This window comes from Neptuniibacter pectenicola (assembly GCF_001597735.1).
Lineage (GTDB): Bacteria > Pseudomonadota > Gammaproteobacteria > Pseudomonadales > Balneatricaceae > Neptuniibacter > Neptuniibacter pectenicola.
Genome location: NZ_LUTS01000023.1, coordinates 1 through 23,069, shown reverse-complemented (window position 1 = coordinate 23,069; position 23,069 = coordinate 1). Strand labels below are relative to the sequence as shown.

Genomic DNA, 23,069 nt, shown 5'->3' with positions numbered 1-23,069 from the left:
CTCATTATGGCGATCAGAATGGATAATCCCTTAATGGTTGAAGGCTTATCCTCAATCAGACTTTTCACACGGTCTGGACACAAAGCAGCCTCTTTGAGGCTTTATGCTTCGCTACAAAAGTTAATCAAGATCATAACTAATACCATATTTATGGACGGAAAATTAATGGATTATTGTTCATTTCACTCTTAGTAAAACCTTTTAATGAACAATAACTAGTACCTGAATTAAACAAACTTCTATCTCAATTTTATCGCAGCCCTCCTCTTTTTAACCACATCTGATAAATCTCAGAAGACCATTTACTCTGAAAAAAGACTATTGCTGCCTCCTGCTCCCTCTCACTGAGCAACTCCCCAAAGCCTGGCATTGTTCCGCCATATTTAGCACCGCCCTCCTGAACTGTAGCTTTCAGACCTTTTAATGGGTGGTGCCATGCATGGGCGGAGCCATTAAGGGGGGGAGGTGGATATTTTCCATTTGGTAAAAGCTTTTTCCATTCCCTTGTCCCTTGAGCACCTGCACCATGACAGGTTGCACAATTATTTAAAAAGACTGCTTCCCCAAGATCAACTTGGGATTGGGTGTACCAACGCCCCTCAACTTTAGGCTCTGTCTCAAAACACCCTACTAACCCAAGGGAAAGAATCAAAACGACGCCTATTCGGGTCATCATTTTTCCAATTCCGCTTTCTTTTTTAAATACTCTTCTTCTGAAATATCACCTTTTGCATAGCGGTCATCAAGAATATCCATAGCTGTCGAAGAAGCCTCTCTCTTTTTGGCGAAAGCTTTCACAAATAAAAGGATGAATAGAACTATAATCAACAGCCAAATAAACATTCCAAACCCATGCCACCCTGATGTAAACATATCACCTGCATGCCACATAATCTGACTCCTTATTTAATAGTTAGAGTATTCTGAAAACACTCCTACCTGACCTTTAGTATCGATAGAGTAAACCTTAAACGCATGCTTAGGGGCTTCCTCCATATCCATACCGGGACTTCCTGAAACCATTCCGGGTACGGCAAGAAGCTTGATATCTTTTCTAGCTAACACTTTTTTGATGTCCTGGGCTGGTACATGCCCCTCGATAACTTTTCCATTGATCTTAGCTGTATGGCACGAAGCGCCCTTTTTAGGCACACCTAATTGTTCTTTCAAAGGAGCCACATCAGAAAGAACATGATCTTTTACAACAAAATTATGTTCCTTAAGGTGTGCTATCCAGGTTTTACAACAACCGCAGCTTGCGCTGCGATATACATCGATTTCATACTGAGAATCATCTCTATTTTCCAACCAGTATGGATCACCTGAATATGCTGGTAGAGATAAAACCATTAAAAGAAACACCACTAGCTTTTTCATCTTTGTAATTACCATATTCATTACTGCAAAACCTCTGTATGACCTCCATGGCATAGTTCATCTAAAATGGGACACTCATGACCCTTATTACCTGGGCATGATTTGGACATTTTCATCAGTGAAGATTTAATATCTTCAAGGTGTTCAATCTGACTCTGAACACGCGCTAAATTCTCTTGTACTTTTTCTTTAACTTCCGCTGATGCACGGTCAGGATTATGCTGTAGATCCAAAAGTTTTTTACACTCATCCAGAGAGAACCCTAATCCCCTAGCACGCTTAATAAACCCTAGAGTTTCCAACTGGTCTTCTGTGTAAAAGCGATAGCCATTATCCGCCCGCCTAGCTTTCGGAATGACCCCTTTCTCTTCATAAAAACGGATTGTTTTACTGGTTAAGCCAGTGAACTTAGCTGCTTGTGAAATATTCATTTTGAAATTACCTGCATAAGTGGAACCAACCCACACCATCGAAGGAGGGGTATTTTTTATTAAGCAGGAAGCATTACGCCCCTGATGATTAGCTCATCAAAGGCTGAGGAGGTCTGTCTTTCTGAATGAGATAAATCGTTGTTAAAGAGGCTTTAAATATAGATATATTAAAGGGGATATACGCTATTTTCATAGAAGTAACGCTAGAAATAACGGAACACAAGTGACCACCGCAAGAGCTTTGCAACTCACACCCAGGTTGGTCAGCACAATTTACACTTTTTTCCATACCACCATCCATCTCCACCATAGAATGCATATCAGAGGACATGTGTTCCATTGGTAAAGCAGCAGCCACACTCATTTGCGTTGTCCCAAACAACGTTATCAAAAGTGCAAAAATGGTAAAAAGCTGTCTCATGTTCATATTCTTATGATAGCCCCACAATATCTACTGTGACAAGAGCTTTTAATTAAGATTCACCTTTTTTTGCTTATATCCTTGACCTTACTCTAACTGGAAGGATTAAGCTGATTGAAACTGTAAGGGCAATGCAGCTATGACTAAATATTCAACAGAAACGCGAAATATATACTTCTCCCAACAAGGGGATAGCGAAAGATTAACAGCTGAGCTATCTAATCTCGATGGAGTGATTGGGTTACTTATGTCTGAAGATTGGTTAGAGGTCTCATACGATGCGACAAAAATACAGTGGAAAAGTATTGAGCAAGCTATAACTAACAATCAATTTGAAGTTAAGCCCAGCCTACTAAGTAAATGGAAAAGAAGTTGGTACCAATACTCAGATGAGAATATCAGAGACAACTTTAACCACAAACCTCACTGCTGTAACAAATCGCCAAAATAGCTCTGCAATCAATGGTAACAAGATGAAGAACCACATCTCAAAAAATCGACGATATGCCTTGATAATAGCTCTATTTATTTGGAGCAATCTATCTTTTGCATCATCTACCTCAAACACGACCTTTGTGATTCAACCTGTGAAAACAGAGTGCATTGATACACCAGAAAGCAGCAAATTCGGTTCTAATTTCAACCATTGCTCTTCTACTATTACCGTAATATCTTCATCACGAAATATTGAACCGAAATTTAAGGTCGTACCTCCAAACAATATTATTGGCGATCAGTATAAATTAACCCTTTCCCAACGGATCAAGAAACCACCTCGGCTCCCCCTTAACCCCATATCAACAAAAAAAACCGGCGTAAGCCAATACTGGAGTTCTGAACTGGTCGGGTTTCACCCCCCGCAACTGTCACAAATGCTTTAAGCGGCCGACCAGTTCTTTTTTTAAGTGAGGTTCAAAATGAAAAAGAGTTTCTCAGCAGCACTACTAACAATGTTACTAATCTCCCCTTCTGCTTTTGCGGGAGTAGCAAGCCCTATTGCTGACTCAATACAACATCACAATGAAATGAAGGGGCAACACGATTCCATAGGAATACCAGGAAAAAGCACCGAGGTAACTAAAGCATTGAACTTGACCGCTAATGATCAAATGAGATTCAGCATAGATACCTTAGACCTAAAAAAAGGAGACATTGTAAGTTTCACCGTAACAAACACAGGGCAGATACATCACGAATTTGTACTAGGTACGCGAGACAAAATTGAAATGCACCGCAAAGAAATGCAAGGAATGCCTAATATGAAGCACTCTGACAGCAATGCTCTATCTTTAAAATCAGGAGAAACCAAAACACTAATATGGAAGTTTACTTCCGTAGGAAATTTTTTGGCCGCATGTACACTGCCAGGGCACTACGAGGCAGGAATGATTACAACAATAAAAGTCGGTAATAGTCAGTAAGGAGGTTCAGATGAAAAAGCAGTCATTTCCAAAAAGCATTAATCCAAGCAGACGCCGTTTCGTTACCGGATTGGCAATGGGTGGGGTATTAGCTGGGTTCGGTTTTAAGTCCCAATCATTATTCGCCGCAGCTCCACAAATGGGCACACCCGAATTGAGAGGTAACGATTTTGACCTATCAATAGGGAAGCAGGCGGTTAATTTCACAGGAGCCCCTCGGTACGCAACAACGGTAAATGGCTCTTTACCAGCTCCTGTCTTACGCTTCAAGGAAGGAGAAACAGTTTCATTACGTGTAACCAATACTTTAGCTGAAGACAGTTCTATTCATTGGCATGGGTTAATATTGCCACCAGAAATGGACGGCGTCCCTGGCTTATCCTTTGCGGGGATTAAACCAGGTGAAACATATAACTATCAATTTAAAGTAACTCAATCAGGCACCTACTGGTATCACAGCCATTCAGGTTTCCAAGAGCAAACAGGACTATATGGCGCAATAGTTATCGAGCCTAAAGAACCACCACCCTATACCTATGATCGTGATTATGTCGTTATGTTATCCGATTGGACTGACGAAGATCCAAATGATGTATACGCAAAGTTGAAGAAGATGAGCCACTACTACAACTTCAACGAAAGAACACTCAATGACACCTGGAAAGATATTAAAGAAAAAGGGGCTGAAGCTACATTTCGCGAACGAGAGATGTGGAATGTCATGCGTATGAGCCAAACAGATATCTCTGACGTAACCGGCTACACCTATAGCTTCCTAATAAACGGCGTCACACCTGCAGAAGGCTGGAAAGGATTATTCAAAAAAGGCGAAAAAATATTACTCCGCTTTATTAACAGTGCCGCAATGACCTTTTTTGACGTTCGAATCCCTGGCCTAAAAATGACAGTTGTCGCTGCTGATGGTCAGTATGTTCAACCAGTATCAATTGATGAATTCAGAATTGGTGTTGCTGAAACCTATGATGTGATCGTAGAGCCAGAACACGACATGGCTTATACAGTTTTCGCTCAAGCTATTGATCGTTCAGGATATGCTAGAGGAACGCTCACACCTGATTATTCTTTAACGGGTGAAGTACCTGCGCTTGATCCTGTGCCTCTACTTACTCACACCGATATGGGTATGGGCATGGACCACAGCATGCATAATATGGGGGGTACCTCTCAAATGGATCATTCCCAACACAATATGCAAAGCTCTGCGAAGATGGATCATTCTCAACATAATATGAAAAGCTCCGGGAAGATGGATCACTCTCAGCATAATATGAAAAGTTCCGGAAAGATGGATCATTCTCAACATAATATGCAAAGCTCCGGAAAGATGGATCATTCTCAACATTCTATGGGGGCCGTAGGTAGCATGAATAATGCTATGCAATCTCCTGGAATTAAGCATGCAGACACGGAATATGGCCCGCATGTTGATATGCGCGCAGACGATCCTCAATATCGACTAGATGATCCTGGGGTAGGATTACGAAACAATGGAAGGCGTGTTTTAACTTATGCAGACCTAAAAAACCTCAATCCAACGCCTGACCCGCGCGATCCAACTCGTGAAATTGATCTCCACCTCACTGGCAACATGAGCCGCTATATGTGGTCAATCAACGGCGTTAAATACAGTGATGCTGATCCAATACAGATGAAATATGGGGAGCGAGTCAGAATTAATTTTGTTAATGACACCATGATGAACCACCCTATGCATCTACACGGCATGTGGAGTGATCTAGAAACAGGGGATGATAAATATATCCCTCGTAAACACACGGTCGTAGTACAGCCGGGAGCAAAAATTAGTTATCGAGTCACCGCTGATGCTAAGGGCAAGTGGGCATATCACTGTCACTTGATTTATCACATGCTTGGTATGTTCCGTGAAGTTCACGTTAGCTAAAAGGGAGAAGACGATGAATAATATTTTAAAAAAGACGTTGATTTTAGCCATGTCGGCCCTTCCTTTTCAAGCTGAAGCAGGAGGAAAAGACGACCCTTTGCTGACCATGGTAACCATAGATCAACTAGAAAAAAGGGATGCAAGTTCAGGTAAACCGTTTGCTTGGGAAGTTCAAGGCTGGGCTGGGTATGATCTTGATAAGTTCGTATTCAAAACAGAAGGTGAACGCACAACCGGGGAAACTGAGAAAGCAGAACTGCAACTTCTCTATAGCAAGGCGATTGACCCATATTGGGATGTTCAATTTGGTATACGGCATGATTTCTATCCCAAACCCACGCAAGACTGGGCTGTTGTCGCGGTACAAGGCGTTGCCCCCTACTACTTTGAAACCGATGCAAGCCTTTTCATTGGTGAAGACGGTCAATCAGCGCTGAGATTAGAATCCGAATATGAAATGATGCTCACTCAGCAATGGGTTCTTTCCCCTGAAATTGAGATTAATTTTCACGGAAAAAATGATGAAGCACGAGAAGTCGGTTCTGGACTCTCGAACATAGAAGCAGGTATTCGACTTCGTTATGAGGTCAAAAGGGAATTTGCACCCTATATAGGAATCCATTGGGAGAAAAAATTCGGCAATACCGCAGACTATGCCCGTGAAGAAGGAGAGGATACCAGTGACGTTCAATTTGTTATTGGGGTGAGAGCCTGGTTTTAATCATCTAAAGTAGCCCTTAACTTCAAAGGAACAGCTTTACCACAAGATATTTAGGATCAACAAAGAAGCCTTTTTAGGCTTCTTTTTTTGTCTAAAAAAGCGCCCCAAGAACATTACGTGGACTATTCTATAACTTATTGATTTTAAATAGAAACTACAAACAACCATTCAGGCTTGAATATTTTACGAAAGCCTGTAAACGAATGACAAAGACTCACATTCAATCAACTCATTCATTTTGAAATCATTTTCATCAATTACTCTGTTTCAAAATAGTCAGTTAATGACTACCAATCTAATGGGTAATTATAATGGTCACTAAAATCATCCTACTATCGTTTATTACAGGCTCGCTATCTGCGCAAGCAGGGCAAGTAGTAAATTCCGAAGTAGCTGAACTAAAATTTAAAACCTCAAATAAGTTTACGCATTTTCAATCCGTTACCCTATCAAACAATGAAATTGGCAGCTTAGTAAAAGGCAAGATAAGAAAGAAAAAACTTTCCCGCTCTCTGCGTCAAGGGCACGTAGATTTGGAAGTGCGGAATGAGAATTCTGAACTTATTAAAACGATGCCACTAACTTACTCACCACAGAAATTATCAAAGCGACGCTTTTTTGCCTCAAAATTCCACTACCAATTCAAAGATACCCTGCCTGAAAACTGGACTGTTTCAGTAAATTTCCATCCAGCTGAAATAAGTAATCACTCAATCTAAAAATACTGATATTTCATCATGAAAATTAAATCTCATACATTAAAAATAGGTTTAGCGGTACTAGTCTCTTACTCGGCGGCATCGTGGGCAGATACCCAAGATATTAACTGGGCTAAAAGCCTACTGCTGAGTCTAGGGCAGTCACCACAATGGCAGCAGTTAGAGGCAAATTTAGATAGTGCGAAAGCTGCAAAAGATGCTGCGATGCAGCCCATATATAATCCAGAATTGGAGATAAGTTATGACGATAAAACTGATAGAGCCTATCAGGTCACACTTAGCCAAAAGATAGACTTATATGATAAGCGGAGTAGCCGGAGTCAGATTGCCGCTATTCAAGAACAAATTAGCGCATTACAAAATAAACAAACAAAAACTGAATTAGCTAAACACTCCTTAACCAGCCTTATACAAACACGACGTGCTGAGGAGTTATTACAGCTGGCTGAACAAGAACTAGTTATAAGCCAGCGTTTAATTAAATTAACTCAGCAAAAGATTCAGGCCGGTGATGCTAACCAGCTTGACCTTGAGTTTGTGAAGGTAGCATTGTCTGATGCAATAAATGCAAAGAATAATGCACAGAAAGATCTACAGTTAAGCAGAGCACAACAACAAAGCTTAATAGGCGATTTGTCTCTCAAACTTCCTGAAAAATTAGTGCATGACCTTCCCACTACTCCAGATTTTTCCACACTAAGCACACAGAGCTATCTTGTAAAAATATCCACTTTACAAGCTCAATTAGCCCAGTTACAAATTAGACAGTCCGTAGCTGAGAGTAAATCAGAGCCCACTCTAGGCTTAGGTATGGGGCAAGATGGGAATGATGATGTTCTCGCTCTTTCAATCACCTTCCCCTTAAATGTACGTAATAATTATCAATCAGAAATACGCGCAGCGGAATCTAATGCTAAAGCCTCAGACTATGCAGTTACACAACATTTAATCGAAGTAGAAAATTTACTTAGACAGAATTGGAATGTTGTTGAGCAGCAAAAAAGCTTACAGAGCCTTTTGCAAAAGGCTCAGCAGAAAGGTATCTCTCACTTAAGCCAGAAATTAGAAAGGCTCTGGCAAATTGGGGAATTAAACACCTCTGATTACCTGCAAAACCTGCGGCGCCTCAATACATCATTAGCGACAGATGTAAACCTAAGTGCAGAATCCAACCTAAGCCTGATCGAATGGCTAAGCAGTAGCAATCAACTTATACATTGGTTAGAGCAACAATGAACCAGCCCAATATATTCTGAGATTTTAAGATGAAACTACAAATATTACCTCTTGTTATCAGCAGCATGATGGTCTCATCCATGACTAACGTTGCATTTGCTGGCGAAAATCATGAAGAAAAAATAAACACTGTAACGAACTCTGTAAGCGAAATGGCAGAACATAAAGACCATGAGGGTGATCATGAAGAGCACGAAGGTGAAGATGATCACCAAGAGCATGAAGGAGAGGATGAGCATGAGGAGCATGAGGAGCATGAGGAGCATGAGGAGCATGAGATAGAAGATATAGATCATGCAGGACATGAAGGGGAGGAAGAACATAAGGAAGAAGAAGGTGTATTGCACCTTACCCCAGAACAGCAGTCTATGATCGATTTAGAAGTTACTGAACTAAAGCAAGAATACGTTGCAAACACGCAAAACATTTATGGTGAAGTTGTTAATAACCGTTACAAAACAAGCATTATTTCAGCTCAGTCTGACGTAAAAGTTATTAGGCGACATGCTGTATTAGGTGATCACGTAAAAAAAGGGGATCCACTTGTTACCCTTTTCTCTGATGAATTAGCAGATCGTTTTACCGAGCTTCGCAATAACGCAAAAGAGTGGGAGCTGGTTAAAAGCATGGGGAAAAGTTTATCTGGAAAACAACGTTATAGCCGTGCAGAAGCTAATTTTCGACAAAGCGTAACTAAGGTAATTGCCTTTGGTTTGTCTACAGATGAAATTGAAGCCCAAGTTAATAAACCTAACAAAAACCCATTAGGTCAGTTCATTCTGAAAGCTCCACACAGCGGTATTATTCAACAAGATAACTTTCTCATCGGACAAACTGTCACTAGCAATGAGTCTTTATTTACATTGGTTGATGAACAGGATATCTGGGTAGAAGCACAACTCCCTGCAGATCAACAATTAGATATAGAAAAAGGGACTGAAATCACCCTCACCGTCGGAGATGAATCTTATCATGGCACCCTATTGCAGATTGCTCATAATCTTAGCGAAGTTACCCGTACACGTATGGTCAGAATTAGCGTAGATAATCGTGATCACAGGCTTCACCCCGGACAGTTTGCGCGTGTTTTCATGCCAACAGAAACCTTTTCATTACAGATGGTACTGCCAGAGACATCTTTCACTAAAACCCCAGATGGAGATTGGGGAGTCTTTGTTCAAGTAGATGAGGGTGAATACAAACTAGAAGAAGTTGAAATTTTAGGTGAAATGGTCGGCTCACGCATTGTCAGCGGGTTAGGTCGTGGTACCAAGGTTGTAACATCCGGAACTTTCTTTTTAGCTTCCGAGCAAGCAAAAGCTGGCTTTGATATTCATAACCACTAGGAAAAACCAATGCTAAATAGACTTATAGAATGGTCAGTTGGTAACCGTATTATAGTGGTCATCTCTGTCCTCATCGCGTTAATTGGAAGTGCCTTTCTAATTCCCAAACTCAATCTGGACGCGTTTCCTGATGTAACAAACATTCAGGTATCAGTTAATGCAGAAGCGCCAGGCTTAGCGGCTGAAGAAGTTGAGCAGCTGATTACCTTTCCAATTGAGTCCGTAATGTATTCAATGCCTGATGTTGAAGAGGTCCGTTCCATCTCTAAAACGGGTTTAGCTGGTATAACCGTTGTTTTCGAAGAAGGCACCGATATTTATTTTGCTAGGCAGCAAGTATTTGAACAGCTTCAAGTCGCAAAAGAGATGATCCCAGAAGGAGTAGGTGTACCTGAAATGGGTCCAAACACATCTGGTCTCGGTCAAATTTATCAATACCTTATAAAAGCAGAGCCCGGCAGCGATTACGATGTTATGAAGCTTCGTAGCCTTAATGATTGGGTTGTAAAGCTACTATTAATGCCTGTTGATGGTATTACAGATGTACTCTCTTTTGGTGGAGAGGTACGTCAGTATCAGGTCAATCTAGACTCACAGAGCTTACTCTCTTATGACATCAGAAGTGAGCAGCTTGTTGATGCTATTGAAGCAAACAACCGTAATGCAGGTGGTTGGTATCTTGACCGAGGTGGGGAACAACTTGTTGTCAGGGGTGTTGGTTGGTTACGCAGCGACCGTAAAGGTTTACAGGATATTGCAGATATTCCCTTAAAAGAAGTTGATGGAACACTTGTGCGTGTGGGTGATGTTGCAAATGTTGAATTTGGTAGTGAAATACGCCAAGGCGCCGTCACTATGTCACACAAAAATGCTGAAGGCGAAATTGAAAATTACGGTGAGGTTGTAACGGGTATTGTACTTAAACGTATGGGGAGTAACACCAACAGTACAATCGAAGAAATCGAAAACAGGATAGAGCTGATAAATCGTGCTTTACCTGAAGGTGTAATTTTTGAACCATACTACGATCAATCGGATTTAGTTAAAAAAGCAATCAACACGGTAGTCACAGCGTTAACTCAAGCTTTCATATTTATTGTTATTGTAATTGCTTTATTTTTATTGAATTTCCGTGCGACAACGCTCGTTTTACTCTCCATTCCTCTTTCAGTTGGTTTAGCCTTAGCTTTTATGTCTTATTACGGCATGTCAGCAAACCTAATGTCCCTTGGTGGATTAGCTATTGCGATTGGCATGATGGTCGATGGTGCCGTTGTAATGATGGAAAATATATTCAAACATATTACCCACCCGGATAAACGTCACGAAGGCCATACTGCACCAGGTGTGGACGACCCATTTGATGTTGAGCATGATACTCATGGTATGTCATTACGTATCAAAATAGCTGCAAAGGAAGTAGCTCGTCCTGTGTTTTTTGCAGTAATGATTATTATTGTTGTATTTGCACCATTGTTCAGTTTGGAAGGCGTAGAAGGAAAGCTTTTTCAACCGATGGCTATTACCATCATAATTGCCATGCTATCAGCACTTCTTGTTGCTCTAATTGTGGTACCCGCATTAGCAAGCTTGATATTTAAGTCGGGCATTCGAGAAAAAGAAAGTCCAATTCTTAAACCGATTGATCGCGGTTATCGCAAATTGTTACGTGTCGTACTTAAAAGACGTAAATCACTACTTTCAATTGTTGGTATTACTGTAATCGCCACATTATCCCTTCTTCCACAACTAGGAACAGAATTTGTTCCTGAATTAGAAGAAGGAACTATTAATCTTAGGGTGACACTCGCACCTTCCGCTAATATGGAATCGGCTTTATCTGTTGCTCCAAAATTAGAAAAGGAGTTGCTGTCATTTCCTGAAGTGACGTATGCATTGAGCCGCATAGGGCGTGCTGAAATTGGTGGTGACCCAGAACCTGTATCAAATATTGAGATATATATAGGTCTCAAACCTGTTAATGAATGGACCAGCGCCACAAACAGGCAAGAGCTACAGGCATTAATGCAAAAACGTTTAAACATTCATCCAGGGTTATTATTTACTTTCTCACAACCTATCGCGACACGTGTTGATGAACTACTTTCTGGTGTAAAAGCCCAGTTAGCGATCAAGCTTTTCGGAAGCGACTTAAATACTCTAGCGGAAAAAGCGCGTGAAATAGAAAGTGTTGTTAAAGAGGTTTCTGGAGCAACAGATGTTGCTATGGAGCAAGTCGAAGGCGAAGCCCAATTAGTTATTCGCCCTAACCGTGAGCAGCTGTTCCGTTATGGTTTATCAGTATCTGATGTCATGAGTTTGGTGGAAACAGGTATTGGCGGTATCAGTGCGGGACAGGTCATTAATGGTAACGAACGATATGACATATATATTCGCTTACAAAAAGATCAGCGCGACTCAGCAACTAGTTTGCGTCAATTACGATTAAAAGCAAATAACGGTGCTATTGTTCGTCTAAGTGATGTTGCTCAGGTAGCAATTGAACAAGGACCACCTCAAATTCGTAGAGATGATGTACAACGTCGTGTGGTCATTCAGGCAAACGTACAGGGCCGCGATATGGGTAGCGTAGTCAATGACATTTATACTGCCATTGAAAAGGATGTGGAACTACCTACGGGCTATACAGTGGATATTGGCGGTCAATTTGAGAACCAGCAACGAGCACAAGCACGTCTAATGCTCGTTGTACCTTTATCAATAGCTTTAATTGGTCTGTTATTGTATTTCTCTTTCGGCTCCCTTGGGCAAGCCGCATTAGTGTTGCTTAATCTGCCATTAGCACTGATTGGGGGAGTAGCGGCGCTGTTTATCTCAGGTCAATACCTCTCTGTACCAAGTTCAATCGGTTTTATCACTCTGTTTGGTGTAGCTGTATTGAATGGTGTTGTTATGGTCGAAAGCATCAACTTACGTATTCAAGACGGGCAACGTATGGCAGAAGCTGTGTATGAGGGTGCTTGCTCTCGATTAAGACCTGTTTTAATGACAGCTTTAACCTCAGCGCTAGGATTGATTCCTATTTTAATGTCGACTGATATTGGTTCTGAGATACAGAAACCCCTCGCCACCGTAGTTGTAGGTGGTCTACTATCATCGACAGTGTTAACAATGTTAATCATTCCTACATTGTATGAGTCGTTTTCAAAATATAAATATCAGAAAGAAGAGTAATTCCGTATAAATGCCTGCCAGATCGCTGGCAGGCATTTTCTTAAACTCGGAGTGTATATAAATGCGCCTACTGCTTATTGAAGATGATCTACAGTTAGCCAATCAATTACAGCACAGCTTAGAGTCTTCAGGTTATCTCGTTGACCTTAGTAATAGTGTTAGGGATGCTCGGTATAAGGCAAACGAAATCACATATGACATAGCGATTATGGATTTGGGTTTACCTGATGGAAATGGTCGTAGCTTATTACAAGAATGGCGCCAACAGCACCAACACATTCCTGTTCTAGTGCTTACTGCCCGTGATGATTGGGAGGAAAAAGTTAAGACGTTTCAGGCCGGTGCCGATGATTATGTTTGCAAACCATTTAGGCAAGAGGAATTACTGGTTCGTTTAGAAGCATTGTTGCGAAGAACTAAAGCACACCAGTGCCCAATATTGGAAGCAGGCGGAATACGTTTAGATGAACTGTCTCAAGAAGCCATTATAGTAACAACGAATCAGCGAATTTCATTAACCCATACTGAGTTTCGATTATTACAACATTTTCTTAGGTATCCGGGCCGTCTATTTAGTAAACAGCAACTCCTAGATTGCCTATATCAATTTGATGCTGAACCTGAAAGTAACATTGTTGAAAGTTATATTCGTAAGTTGCGCCAAAAATTGGGTAAAAAAGTCATTGAGAACAAACGGTTTCAGGGGTACTGCTTCAAAGGCCTAGTATGATTTCAATTGAAAAGCTTCTACTAAAACGTTTTATCATCGTAGTGACTATTATTACCGTATCTCTTGGAGTGCTAAATCACTTGTGGGCTGAAAGGATCTACCTGAATGTCCTGACCCAACAGTTAGAACATGAAAGCGAGGCTTTGCTAAAACACTTACAGAAAACAAAACCTAATAACCTTTCCACAGTCAGCCTAAACCTTCCACAACACAGCAGCCATCTTTATTACATAGAGAGCAGTGCGAGCAGTTGGAGCTCGGCCCCTAAGCTGATATCAGATCTTCCTATAAAAACTTGGCTGAATACTGAAGGTATCTATCAGTATGAAAAAAATAGTGGTGAAAATTTTCTTATTTTAAGTAAGCGTCATACGGATGGCTTCAACCTTATTGTAATGCAAGACATAACGGCCTCCTTGGTTGAATTAGAACAGTCTCATCTTTCTATGCTTCTGGTTGTGATTCTGAGCTTCGCATTACTAATGTACCTTCAACGTAAAGTAATCAGAGAAACATTTTCTAAAATCACTCCTGTTTACCAACAAATTGAGGCGATCCAACGTGGGGAAAAAGCAAAGTTGATTGTGCCAAATATTGCTGAAATATCCCCACTTGCAAAAGCAATCAACCAACTTCTTGGTTACTTGGAAAGCCGCAATGAGCGAAGCAAAAATGCCATCGGTAATCTTTCTCATGCGTTGAAGACACCTGTCGCCGTGATCCGCCAAATCATTGAGCAGAATGATAGCGGCTTATCTACAGAAAACAGACTAAGACTTACCGATCAGATAAATCAGCTCAATTACATTATAAACGGTGAACTCAAACGCGCCAGAATCTCTGGGCGGGGTAGTCAGAAGCAGTCATTTTCTCTGTCTGATACTGTTAATAATCTCTCATCCACATTGACGTTAATTTACCCTGACAAGAAGATTGATTTTATACTTAAAATCAGTGAAAAAGCTTATTTCCCTGGTGATAAAAGTGACTTTCTTGAGCTACTTGGCAACCTTATGGACAACGCTGCCAAGTGGTGCGCACATCAGGTAACTATTGAAATTTCCATGCAGTCGGGCATGTTTAACCTTCAAGTTGTTGATGATGGTTCCGGCTACAATGAAAGTGATATTCCCTCAATACTTGAACGTGGAGTGCGCTTAGATGAGCAAGCTCCAGGGCATGGATTGGGATTGAATATAGTTAGCAATATTGTGCAGCAATATATTGGACAATTACAAATCAGTAATGCTGTTCCACATGGATGCAGAGTGCAAATTAGAATCCCATTAGACTTTTCATAACATTTATCATCTCCCTTATTATAAGGTTTTGAGATAAAAATCATATTTAAGCCCTAAATTCACCTTCCAATCACTTTGACTCTTCATACTAGCCATTACAAACCATTTCATGAGGTGATTTATGGAAGTTAAAAGTCTTTTTAGTGCTCTAATTTTAACCGGCGTTTTGTTAAGTGAAGCCAGTTTTGCTGCAGGCTCTGTACCTCCAGTAGACCCGTCTTTAATTACCAGTACGAGCAGTCGGGCTTTAACGATTCGAGATGTATCAACGGAGAGTATTGAAAATATGGTGGTCATCAAAGGCCGCCTAACACACAAGCGGATGTACATAAATGACGAACCCGGTTATATCTTGGCGAAAATCATCAATGATAGTGGCGAAGTGATCGAGAATCAGCGCTATGACATAGAAGACTTCACGAAAGAAGATAACGTTCGCTTTTCAGGATTTGAATTAGCAATAAAAACACCTTCTTCTGACATAAAATCAATTTTAATTTCTCATCAGAAGAAATAATTTAATACTTGATAGTAGTAAAAGGAAATTCCTGCCGGTAGCCACTTCTCTTCGAAGAATTAGATTGGTTATTCGGCACTTTGGACTAGCAATCATCTTCTATCCACTTGGAAGTTCATTTGATCGACTGTTAAATTTCAGCCCAGCACTTGGTATTGCGGCAGGTGACGGATGTTGTCGGAAAGTTCAGCCATAATACTGTATAAGTCTAGGAGTCAGTCAGATCCATCAGGCTCAGAATTAGTATTTTCTTTATCAAACAAACTACCGGAAACCAAAATGAAGGCACCGATGACAATTGCAATATCAGCCAGATTGAAGGCTGGCCAATGCAAATCTCGCCAATAGAAATCAAAGGAATCCACAACATAGCCGCGAAAGATCCGGTCAATCAAGTTACCCAAGGCTCCGCCAAGGATAAGACTGTAAGCAATGGTTTCTCCTTTATGACGGTTTTCACGGATCAGTTTGATCAGAAAAATCGAGATCAACACAGTGATCCCGATAAAAAAATAGCGCTGCCAGCCTCCAGCATTCGCCAAAATACTAAATGCGGCACCTGTGTTCCATAGGTGCACCCAGTTAAAAAATGGGGTCACCGAAACAGACTCGCCATAGGCCATTGATTGCTGCACCAGCCACTTTACTGCCTGATCAGACGCTGCCAGCAAACCCGATATGGACAGTAGGATATACGGCGAGAGCTTTTTGCCAATAATGAGCATTATTTAACCCTTCAACGCCAAGATGCGCCTAGCACCGTTAAGTACAATGACCCCCGCGATAGTGCCGATAATTAGATCCGGATAATTAGATCCGGTCCACGCGACCAGAGCACCGGCGGTGATGACACCTAGATTGATCACCACGTCGTTAGCCGAGAATATCCAGCTTGCCTTCATGTGCGCCCCGCCCTCCCTGTGTTTGTATATGAGCAGCAAACAACTGGTATTGGCAATCAATGCGACGAATGCGATAGCCATCATCACCAACGATTCAGGTTCACTACCGAATGCAAAGCGTCTCACCACCTCTACGAGTACGCCCACAGCCAAGATAAGCTGTAGTACACCAGCAAGATGCGCGGCACGTACTTGCATTTTCACGCTATGCCCAACCGCATAAAGGGCAAGTCCGTACACTGCAGCATCAGCAAAATTGTCCAAGGACTCGGCAATGAGGCCGGCTGACTGGGCGATTAGACCGGCGGTCATCTCTACTACAAAAAGGAGTGCATTAATGCCGAGTAACCAACGCAGGGTGCTAGACTCTTGCGCCGCAGTGGCTACCGAGTCCCCAGCGACCTTGAGCGTCTCCAAGTCAGCAGCAACCGTTTCCTGATGCGAGGCGCCTAGTCCCAAGGTCTTTAGTTTTGAAGTGATGGGCTCGACTTCGCCGTCATGCACGACCTTAAGCCGTCGGTTCACCAAGTCGAAGGATAGCGCACGAACTTCCTCAAAGCCGTTCAGGGCTAGGCGAATCATTCTTTCTTCTGATGGACAGTCCATCTTCGGCACGGCGTAAACGCTGACCCATTGCCCCGATGCTTCGGAGGAGGCCTGTATATCGGTATCCGCTGATGACCTTGCATCACCGCCACAGGTGCCACCACAGAATTTGCTCATGATACGACTCCACTTGAACAAGATTGTGTTAACATTTAAAACCATAAAGCTACTATAAGGTCAAGAGAGCAAAGAATCCGGTTGGGAGGAAGCTAATGCGTATTGGTCAGTTGGCGCAATTGATAGGGGTCGAAACACAAACGATCCGCTTCTATGAACAGCAGGGATTGTTGCCACCTACGCATCGGCAGGACAACGGTTATCGTGTCTATACCAAGATGCACGGTGAGCGGCTAGCCTTCATCCGTCGCTGCAGAACTCTGGGCCTGTCACTAGCTGAGATTCACGAACTACAGAGTTACCAAGACGACCCTCATCAATCTTGTATCGCCGTCAACGCCTTGCTCGATGATCACATTGCTCATGTCCGGTCACAGATAACCACTCTGCATGCGCTGGAGAAACAACTAGTTTCACTTAGAGCGAATTGCAACGATAACCGAGAAATCAAGGCGTGTGGAGTGCTTGCTGGAATTAACGAGGGAAACAAACATCAGCAGTAGGTTAGAGTTTCCAAAATGTGTCGGTAGCTAACCTCTCTGTGCCCCCCATTCATATTTCTATAAGAACATTCTTCCCTACCCTTCATTAGAATTCCATTAAGTCAATGCTAAAAACCTATCACTCTCCCAACCAGATTATTAGATTTAGGAAGGTTTGGAACTGAACAGAGTTCCAACGACTTATTTTGGATACCCCTTTTTTATACCCGAAAGTAACAGCCTGTTGAAAAATAATATGAGCAAACTGTAACAAAAGTTTCACCTTATATTTCTTGAGCTTCCAGTGGATGTAAGCCCTATAAATTAGATCAGACAGAATTCATTTTACCTAGCTGTCAGGTAACTATATAGAAGGTGACAAACATGAAGGCTCTTAAATACTTTATTGCAAGTCTGTTATTAACATCAGGAACGACATTCGCGCAAACAGAAACGGTCGACCACAAAATAGACATAACCCACCAAAACTCATCTTTAGTAAAAATAAGAGATATAGAAACAAACAAAGACCTTTTAAACCCAATTCTTCACGGCAGATTAACAAGAAGTTATCTTAGCCGTGATATCGATCCAGGCTTCATTGAAGCAGATATTATGGGTGATAACGGAGAAACTATTGAACGGAAACGCTGGGATCTTGAATATTTATATGATGGTGATAACAGTCGATTCTCCAGCTTTGAAATTTCACTTCCTTCCCCTGTGAATAAGATCAAAGCGATACATATAACACACAAAGGTTACGAATAGTTCTAGTAGCTACAGGAGTCCAAACTGGGGCTCCTGTACACAACAGCTATCACCGATAGCATATGAAAACCGACATGAGAAACCGGTACTGAGTGTCTAAAGAACTGGTGACGATTCAGATAGTCGATTCTAGAGTTATCTTATCCATCCTTCTCCCCTCGGCAATACTGCATTTTCGATAGGTGGTTTAAAACAAACCCCAAATATCTACAGTAGATATGAAGAATATAGCGGAGCAAGATATATAAACACCTCAGCAGCCATTCTATTCATATTTGACCTTCCAGCGACTAGAAGGCCTAGGCTTTAAATATGTACCAAGCCCGTACTTGCAGATCGCAACGCGGTGTCGATACATATATCACTAAATAGGAGATTTAGTCATGAACAATATTCTTAAAATCGCTGTAATACCTTTGCTACTATCTCCAGCTTTATTAATGGCTGATGATGGGGAAGTAGACAAGTTCACTCATGAGTTGTACTCCCTGTCACAAGAAAAGGACATAGAAAGTAAGGAAACTATGGAAAATATAAATAAAGAGATAGAAACGAATCCTACAGCAGCAGGAAATAAGGAAGCACAAAATGACACCTATCAATCGATATACGGTGTAGAGCTTGACGATGCTTCTTAAAATTATAAATAAGCCGCTTAAACAAAAGCGGCTTATTTTTTAAAAAACATGTTGACCTTCCAGTTAGGGGAATATTTAAACTCATTCCTATCAAAATCAAACAAGGAAAAAACATGAAAAAGATTTCTTCAGCAATAATTATTACTGCAGCCCTTTCAATTGGTAATACCGCGGTAGCAGAAGAAAAGCATTATATGATGCACGGTGGCGATGGTCCGCAAGGACACATGATGGAAGGTAAAAATCACAAAGCAGGTATGGACGATAGCCATCCAATAGTTTCTACAAGTGAAACAAAAAAAACGGGTTCCACTAAGGAACACTACATGCCTCATTCAGGAGATGGTCCCCAAGGCCATACTATGAAGGGCGAAAGTCACCCTACAGGCAAATCTACCGAACACGTTGAGCAGTACGGAGATGGTAAGCATACTAAACCCAAAGGGAAACACTATATGATGAACGAAGGTGGCGATGTGGACCCAGGCTACATGATGAAGGGAGATAAGCATCCTACTAACTAAGGAATTTCTTACTTCTCTAGCAAGGAACCACGCTCTCTTTGCTAGAGTTTCTTTCTAGCTTACCCAATCCACTTAGCTATTTCCCGTTACTCAGCAGTTTTCTCTGCACTGAATAGGAGGGCACGAAATAGTGCTATAAGAACAGAAAACACAGCAATCCCCTTTCAATGGTTTAAGAAGGTAATGGCAATTTACACACTCATAGAACCATTGGCAGGCATCTTCTGGCATTGTTTCCGTTTTGACATAGCCACATTTTGGACAAGTGATAGTTGACTCTAGAATTATCTTACCCATCATTCCCCTCGGTAATCCTGCATATTCAATAGGTAAAATGAAAACAAACCCCAAATACAAAGCAGACATATAGGGTATGTATTTTACATGGTTATTCTGGGGCCAAAGAAATTATGATAGTATATTTCTCATGAATTACAGTTCCTCGCTTATGTCCAATCGCACCTTGGCTGCAATCGCTCTAATATTGATAGCGGTTTTTTTAGGCCGTGGGGTTTTGGTTGTAGAGCAAAGCGCACATTCAGGGGTTCCAAGTGTTGACCCAGCTATACAGGCGATTGAACACGGACACTACCATGAGCCAGTGTTAGGTCACTTCCATCCTGAAGATGCTGAAATATCTGACGCGAACCACCTGTTGCTTCATGCAATGGGCGTGATTGAAAATCAAATGGCTGTGCAAGTGTTCATAGCAGCTCCAACATCTATTAGATCATCAGAGATTTTGTTCTCTCCAAATATGCCGATAGAGCCACCGCTCTCAAATCTGTTTCGCCCTCCAATAGTTTAACCCACTCAATTTTGTCTCAATTGTGAGTTTATGCGCTGTATTGCGTGGGATTCACGGTGTTCGTGATTTTATAACGGAGATTACAGAGTGTATCTGAAATCATCATATTTTCGATGGAGTTTTCCCCTGTATGCACAGCGTCTATTCCTGTGCTTGTTTGTACTAATGCTATTAATGATCGGAGTAGTGCCTACGGCATTTTCTCATGGCGTGGCAGAAGGCGATGCTCTTTTTATTGAGCAAGCTAGTGGCACACAATTAATTCCTTATATTTACCTTGGCGCAAAACACATGGTCACTGGTTACGACCATCTTTTGTTTTTGTTTGGCGTAATCTTCTTTCTCTTCCGAATGAAGGATGTTGCTATCTATGTGACATTATTTGCCGTCGGACACAGTGTAACTCTGCTGTATGGGGTTCTAAGCGGGACACATGTTAACCCATATATCGTTGACGCGATTATCGGTTTTTCCGTGGTTTATAAGGCCCTCGATAATCTCGGCGCTTTCCAGCGTTGGTTCGGATTTCAACCGAATACAAAAGCAGCAGTACTGATTTTTGGATTCTTTCATGGGTTCGGGCTGGCGACAAAGCTACAAGATTTCACGCTTTCTGAAGATGGACTTGTAGCAAATATATTGGCTTTTAATGTGGGTGTCGAAATTGGCCAGCTAATGGCTCTGGCAGGCATTCTGATTGCTATGAACTTCTGGCGGAAGTCACCTTCGTTTAATCAACATGCATTCTTTACAAACGCAGTCCTGATGGCACTGGGCTTTATGCTCATTGGTTACCAATTAACAGGCTACTGGATTACTGCATAGGAATTATCACCATGAACGATATATCAAATATTAATAAAGACGGATTACCGTCAACGAAAAGCCTGATAAAGGCAACAGTTGCTGCAATGGCTGCATCAGCAGTAATTCTGGTAAGCGCAATATTGCCAGCTGAATACGGTATAGACCCGACAGGAATGGGTAAAGCGTTGGGTTTGAATGTTCTTAATCAGGCTAATGCCTCCGAAGCAGAAACTACTCCTGTTATAAGCCAACCGGTAAATCTTTTGGGAGGAGCTGACAGTCCAGTTTGGAAAGGAGCTGCAGCACCTCGTACTAATACAATGACATTAACTTTGTTGCCCCGACAGGGAGCCGAAATAAAATCACCTATGGATGCAGGTGATAACTTCGTCTTTAACTGGAAAACAGATGGTGGTTTAGTTTATTTCGATATGCATGGCGAGCCACCCAATCCAGCTAAGGATGAGTTCACCAGTTATTGGATAGGTAAAGATCAACAACAGGCAAGTGGTCACTTTACTGCTCCATTTGAAGGAACCCATGGCTGGTATTGGCAGAATACAGGAGCAACACCTGTAACGATCACGCTTACCACAAATGGTTTCTATGGCGATCTCTACATGCCGTAGCACTGACGTTCATGTTTTCACATAGGATTTAAAATGAATACCTCAAAACAATTAATCGCATTTATCATTTCCATTCTGATTTCTACAGTGTCGGTTGCGCACTCGAGCCATGGGCCAAAAGAGCCAATCTCTCAGGCTCAGGCTGAAGTAAAAGCAGAGTTAGTGATTAACCGTCTGATCAAAAAATACAAATTGGATCGTTCATGGAAGGAAGCTCAACTTATTGAGGCAAGCCAGCAGGAGAAAGCACAGGGTAAAGTTTGGATTATCCAGTATACAACCAGTTCAGTAAGTGACGCTGATCGCAAGTCGCTTTATGTGGTTTTGGATGAGATGGGTAATACTTTATCTGCGACGCATTCTGAACCTTGATACATAATAACGTTTGGACTGAGGGTCGTTATTGCGACCCTTATGTTATCTCTGCACCTGTTCTGGCAAGGAGAGATTATGGCTTACTATATAGTGAAAGTGCTGATCAGCAGCATTCTGATCGTGCTCATTTCTGAGATTGGAAAGCGAAACTCAATGCTTGCCGCTATTCTGGCATCGGTTCCGTTGATTTCAGTATTTGCCTTAATTTGGCTCTATATTGATACGCAGGATATTAATCGTATTCGAGAAGTGACAATCAATATTTTATGGCTGATTGTTCCCTCGCTAACTTTGTTTATAGCGTTACCCATTTTGCTTGATCGAGGCATGGGGTTTTACGTCAGCCTTTCCATAGGGATTCTGGTAATGATCTTGAGTTATGTAGCCACATTGGCTATTTGGAAGACTCTAAGTTAACTAGTAATAATGCTCGCTTTTGGCACGGAGCTCGCCCTCTGATCTTGCTTAAGTCCGCCTACCGATCCATTCCATAAGCAATAGTGGTTCTGGGGAAAACCACGCGAACCCTATCATTCACCCCCTATGAATGAACAACCTCTATTTACCTAATCACTGATTCCAATCAAATACTTTTCCATATGAAAAATAATTTGAAAAAACATATTGACCTTCCAGTTAGGGGAATATCTACACTAACTCCATCAACTAACAAAAAGGTGTTCAACATGAATAAACTATATTCCGTATTAATTATTTCTTCCGCTATCGCATTTAGTAATGTATCAATCGCTGGTGAAAAACATTACATGGGACATCCGGGTGACGGCCCACAAGGACACATGATGGAAGGCAAAAACCATAAAGCTGGCGCCTCTACCGAGCATGTTGATAAATATGGAGATGGCAAACATGCAAAATCTAAAGGGAAACACTACATGATGGAGGACGGTGATGCCGGTCAAGGTCACATGATGAAAGGAGAAAAGCACCCATCTAACTAAGATTCTACATATCTAGCAGGGACTCAGGCCCCTGTTCTGGTTGAATACACCGGACACTTTAATAAGAGACAATAACCGTCAATCATTGGAGTGTCGTCATGGGTCAGAA

At 41.6% G+C, this 23,069-nt stretch carries 28 protein-coding genes; 20 read left to right on the top strand and 8 right to left on the bottom strand.

Annotated features, from left to right (window positions below; translation table 11 throughout):
* Positions 1-250: 250 nt before the first annotated feature.
* The 5 genes from A3773_RS16475 to A3773_RS16455 form a co-directional block, all read right to left on the bottom strand.
* A complete protein-coding gene (locus A3773_RS16475; protein ID WP_067988496.1) occupies positions 251-676 on the bottom strand; it encodes a c-type cytochrome in 426 nt (141 codons plus the stop codon).
* The gene (locus tag A3773_RS16470; protein WP_067867211.1) at positions 673-891 is read right to left on the bottom strand and encodes an SHOCT domain-containing protein; all 219 of its coding nucleotides are present in this window, start codon (positions 889-891) and stop codon (positions 673-675) included. The genes A3773_RS16475 and A3773_RS16470 overlap by 4 nt, the downstream gene beginning before the upstream one ends.
* 15 nt (positions 892-906) lie before the next feature.
* Entirely contained in the window at positions 907-1,398 is a 492-nt protein-coding gene (locus tag A3773_RS16465; RefSeq protein WP_231867971.1) for a DUF411 domain-containing protein, read from the bottom strand.
* The gene (cueR, locus tag A3773_RS16460; protein ID WP_067988494.1) at positions 1,398-1,808 is read right to left on the bottom strand and encodes a Cu(I)-responsive transcriptional regulator; all 411 of its coding nucleotides are present in this window, start codon (positions 1,806-1,808) and stop codon (positions 1,398-1,400) included. The genes A3773_RS16465 and cueR overlap by 1 nt, the downstream gene beginning before the upstream one ends.
* Before the next feature lie 88 nt (positions 1,809-1,896).
* Positions 1,897-2,229 (bottom strand): hypothetical protein, encoded by a 333-nt coding sequence (locus tag A3773_RS16455; RefSeq protein WP_067867213.1) that lies wholly within the window; start codon positions 2,227-2,229, stop codon positions 1,897-1,899.
* 917 nt (positions 2,230-3,146) lie between these two features.
* On the opposite strand from A3773_RS16455, the gene A3773_RS16445 reads away from it, so the two are divergent.
* The 10 genes from A3773_RS16445 to A3773_RS16400 all read left to right on the top strand — a co-directional run bounded on the left by A3773_RS16445 (position 3,147) and on the right by A3773_RS16400 (position 15,339).
* A complete protein-coding gene (locus A3773_RS16445; protein ID WP_067867218.1) occupies positions 3,147-3,650 on the top strand; it encodes a cupredoxin domain-containing protein in 504 nt (167 codons plus the stop codon).
* Between the two features lie 10 nt (positions 3,651-3,660).
* A complete protein-coding gene (locus A3773_RS16440; protein ID WP_067867220.1) occupies positions 3,661-5,574 on the top strand; it encodes a copper resistance system multicopper oxidase in 1,914 nt (637 codons plus the stop codon).
* Positions 5,575-5,587: 13 nt separating this feature from the next.
* Positions 5,588-6,295 carry a copper resistance protein B gene (locus tag A3773_RS16435; RefSeq protein ID WP_067867222.1) on the top strand — a complete coding sequence of 236 codons (708 nt, stop codon included), beginning with the start codon at positions 5,588-5,590 and terminating at the stop codon, positions 6,293-6,295.
* Positions 6,296-6,606: 311 nt separating this feature from the next.
* Complete coding sequence (locus A3773_RS16430; RefSeq protein ID WP_067867224.1) at positions 6,607-7,014, top strand: hypothetical protein; 408 nt, start codon at positions 6,607-6,609, stop codon at positions 7,012-7,014.
* Positions 7,015-7,032: 18 nt separating this feature from the next.
* On the top strand, positions 7,033-8,250 hold the full coding sequence (locus A3773_RS16425; RefSeq protein WP_067867226.1) for a TolC family protein: 1,218 nt from the start codon (positions 7,033-7,035) through the stop codon (positions 8,248-8,250).
* Between the two features lie 29 nt (positions 8,251-8,279).
* On the top strand, positions 8,280-9,596 hold the full coding sequence (locus tag A3773_RS16420) for an efflux RND transporter periplasmic adaptor subunit (RefSeq protein ID WP_067988492.1): 1,317 nt from the start codon (positions 8,280-8,282) through the stop codon (positions 9,594-9,596).
* Positions 9,597-9,605: 9 nt separating this feature from the next.
* A complete protein-coding gene (locus A3773_RS16415; RefSeq protein WP_067867230.1) occupies positions 9,606-12,791 on the top strand; it encodes an efflux RND transporter permease subunit in 3,186 nt (1,061 codons plus the stop codon).
* A gap of 61 nt (positions 12,792-12,852) precedes the next feature.
* Positions 12,853-13,521 (top strand): response regulator transcription factor, encoded by a 669-nt coding sequence (locus A3773_RS16410; RefSeq protein WP_067867231.1) that lies wholly within the window; start codon positions 12,853-12,855, stop codon positions 13,519-13,521.
* Positions 13,518-14,822, top strand: a complete 1,305-nt coding sequence (locus tag A3773_RS16405) for a sensor histidine kinase (protein WP_067867233.1) — start codon at positions 13,518-13,520, stop codon at positions 14,820-14,822. Before A3773_RS16410 ends, A3773_RS16405 begins: the two co-directional genes overlap by 4 nt.
* 121 nt (positions 14,823-14,943) lie before the next feature.
* Entirely contained in the window at positions 14,944-15,339 is a 396-nt protein-coding gene (locus tag A3773_RS16400) for a hypothetical protein (RefSeq protein ID WP_067867235.1), read from the top strand.
* Positions 15,340-15,554: 215 nt separating this feature from the next.
* Here the strand turns inward: A3773_RS16400 and lspA are convergent, their stop codons facing one another.
* Entirely contained in the window at positions 15,555-16,064 is a 510-nt protein-coding gene (gene lspA, locus A3773_RS16395; RefSeq protein WP_067988489.1) for a signal peptidase II, read from the bottom strand.
* 3 nt (positions 16,065-16,067) lie between these two features.
* The gene (locus A3773_RS16390) at positions 16,068-16,964 is read right to left on the bottom strand and encodes a cation efflux transmembrane domain-containing protein (RefSeq protein WP_067988488.1); all 897 of its coding nucleotides are present in this window, start codon (positions 16,962-16,964) and stop codon (positions 16,068-16,070) included.
* 95 nt (positions 16,965-17,059) lie between these two features.
* Here A3773_RS16390 and cadR point away from each other — a divergent pair, with 95 nt between their 5' ends.
* From cadR to A3773_RS16370, 4 genes are all read left to right on the top strand, one after another.
* A complete protein-coding gene (gene cadR, locus A3773_RS16385; RefSeq protein ID WP_067869764.1) occupies positions 17,060-17,467 on the top strand; it encodes a Cd(II)/Pb(II)-responsive transcriptional regulator in 408 nt (135 codons plus the stop codon).
* A 363-nt stretch (positions 17,468-17,830) separates the two neighbouring features.
* The gene (locus A3773_RS16380) at positions 17,831-18,217 is read left to right on the top strand and encodes a hypothetical protein (RefSeq protein ID WP_067869761.1); all 387 of its coding nucleotides are present in this window, start codon (positions 17,831-17,833) and stop codon (positions 18,215-18,217) included.
* A gap of 383 nt (positions 18,218-18,600) precedes the next feature.
* Complete coding sequence (locus A3773_RS16375; RefSeq protein WP_067869758.1) at positions 18,601-18,855, top strand: hypothetical protein; 255 nt, start codon at positions 18,601-18,603, stop codon at positions 18,853-18,855.
* Positions 18,856-18,968: 113 nt separating this feature from the next.
* Positions 18,969-19,379 carry a hypothetical protein gene (locus A3773_RS16370; RefSeq protein ID WP_067988485.1) on the top strand — a complete coding sequence of 137 codons (411 nt, stop codon included), beginning with the start codon at positions 18,969-18,971 and terminating at the stop codon, positions 19,377-19,379.
* Positions 19,380-19,469: 90 nt separating this feature from the next.
* Here A3773_RS16370 and A3773_RS18610 read toward each other — a convergent pair whose 3' ends face one another.
* On the bottom strand, positions 19,470-19,676 hold the full coding sequence (locus tag A3773_RS18610; protein WP_075107999.1) for a GDCCVxC domain-containing (seleno)protein: 207 nt from the start codon (positions 19,674-19,676) through the stop codon (positions 19,470-19,472).
* Positions 19,677-19,806: 130 nt separating this feature from the next.
* Between A3773_RS18610 and A3773_RS16365 the strand changes: the two genes are divergently transcribed.
* From A3773_RS16365 to A3773_RS16340, 6 genes are all read left to right on the top strand, one after another.
* Positions 19,807-20,187: a hypothetical protein gene (locus A3773_RS16365; protein ID WP_156473559.1), complete on the top strand. Its 381-nt coding sequence runs from the start codon at positions 19,807-19,809 to the stop codon at positions 20,185-20,187.
* A 165-nt stretch (positions 20,188-20,352) separates the two neighbouring features.
* The gene (locus A3773_RS16360; RefSeq protein ID WP_082792467.1) at positions 20,353-21,012 is read left to right on the top strand and encodes a HupE/UreJ family protein; all 660 of its coding nucleotides are present in this window, start codon (positions 20,353-20,355) and stop codon (positions 21,010-21,012) included.
* 11 nt (positions 21,013-21,023) lie between these two features.
* Positions 21,024-21,623, top strand: a complete 600-nt coding sequence (locus tag A3773_RS16355; RefSeq protein WP_067988477.1) for a hypothetical protein — start codon at positions 21,024-21,026, stop codon at positions 21,621-21,623.
* A 33-nt stretch (positions 21,624-21,656) separates the two neighbouring features.
* A complete protein-coding gene (locus A3773_RS16350) occupies positions 21,657-21,995 on the top strand; it encodes a DUF6488 family protein (RefSeq protein WP_067869746.1) in 339 nt (112 codons plus the stop codon).
* A gap of 78 nt (positions 21,996-22,073) precedes the next feature.
* Positions 22,074-22,415, top strand: coding sequence for a DUF3147 family protein (locus A3773_RS16345; RefSeq protein ID WP_067869770.1), 342 nt, complete (start codon positions 22,074-22,076; stop codon positions 22,413-22,415).
* Positions 22,416-22,684: 269 nt separating this feature from the next.
* Positions 22,685-22,960: a hypothetical protein gene (locus A3773_RS16340; protein ID WP_067988474.1), complete on the top strand. Its 276-nt coding sequence runs from the start codon at positions 22,685-22,687 to the stop codon at positions 22,958-22,960.
* Positions 22,961-23,069: the final 109 nt, after the last annotated feature.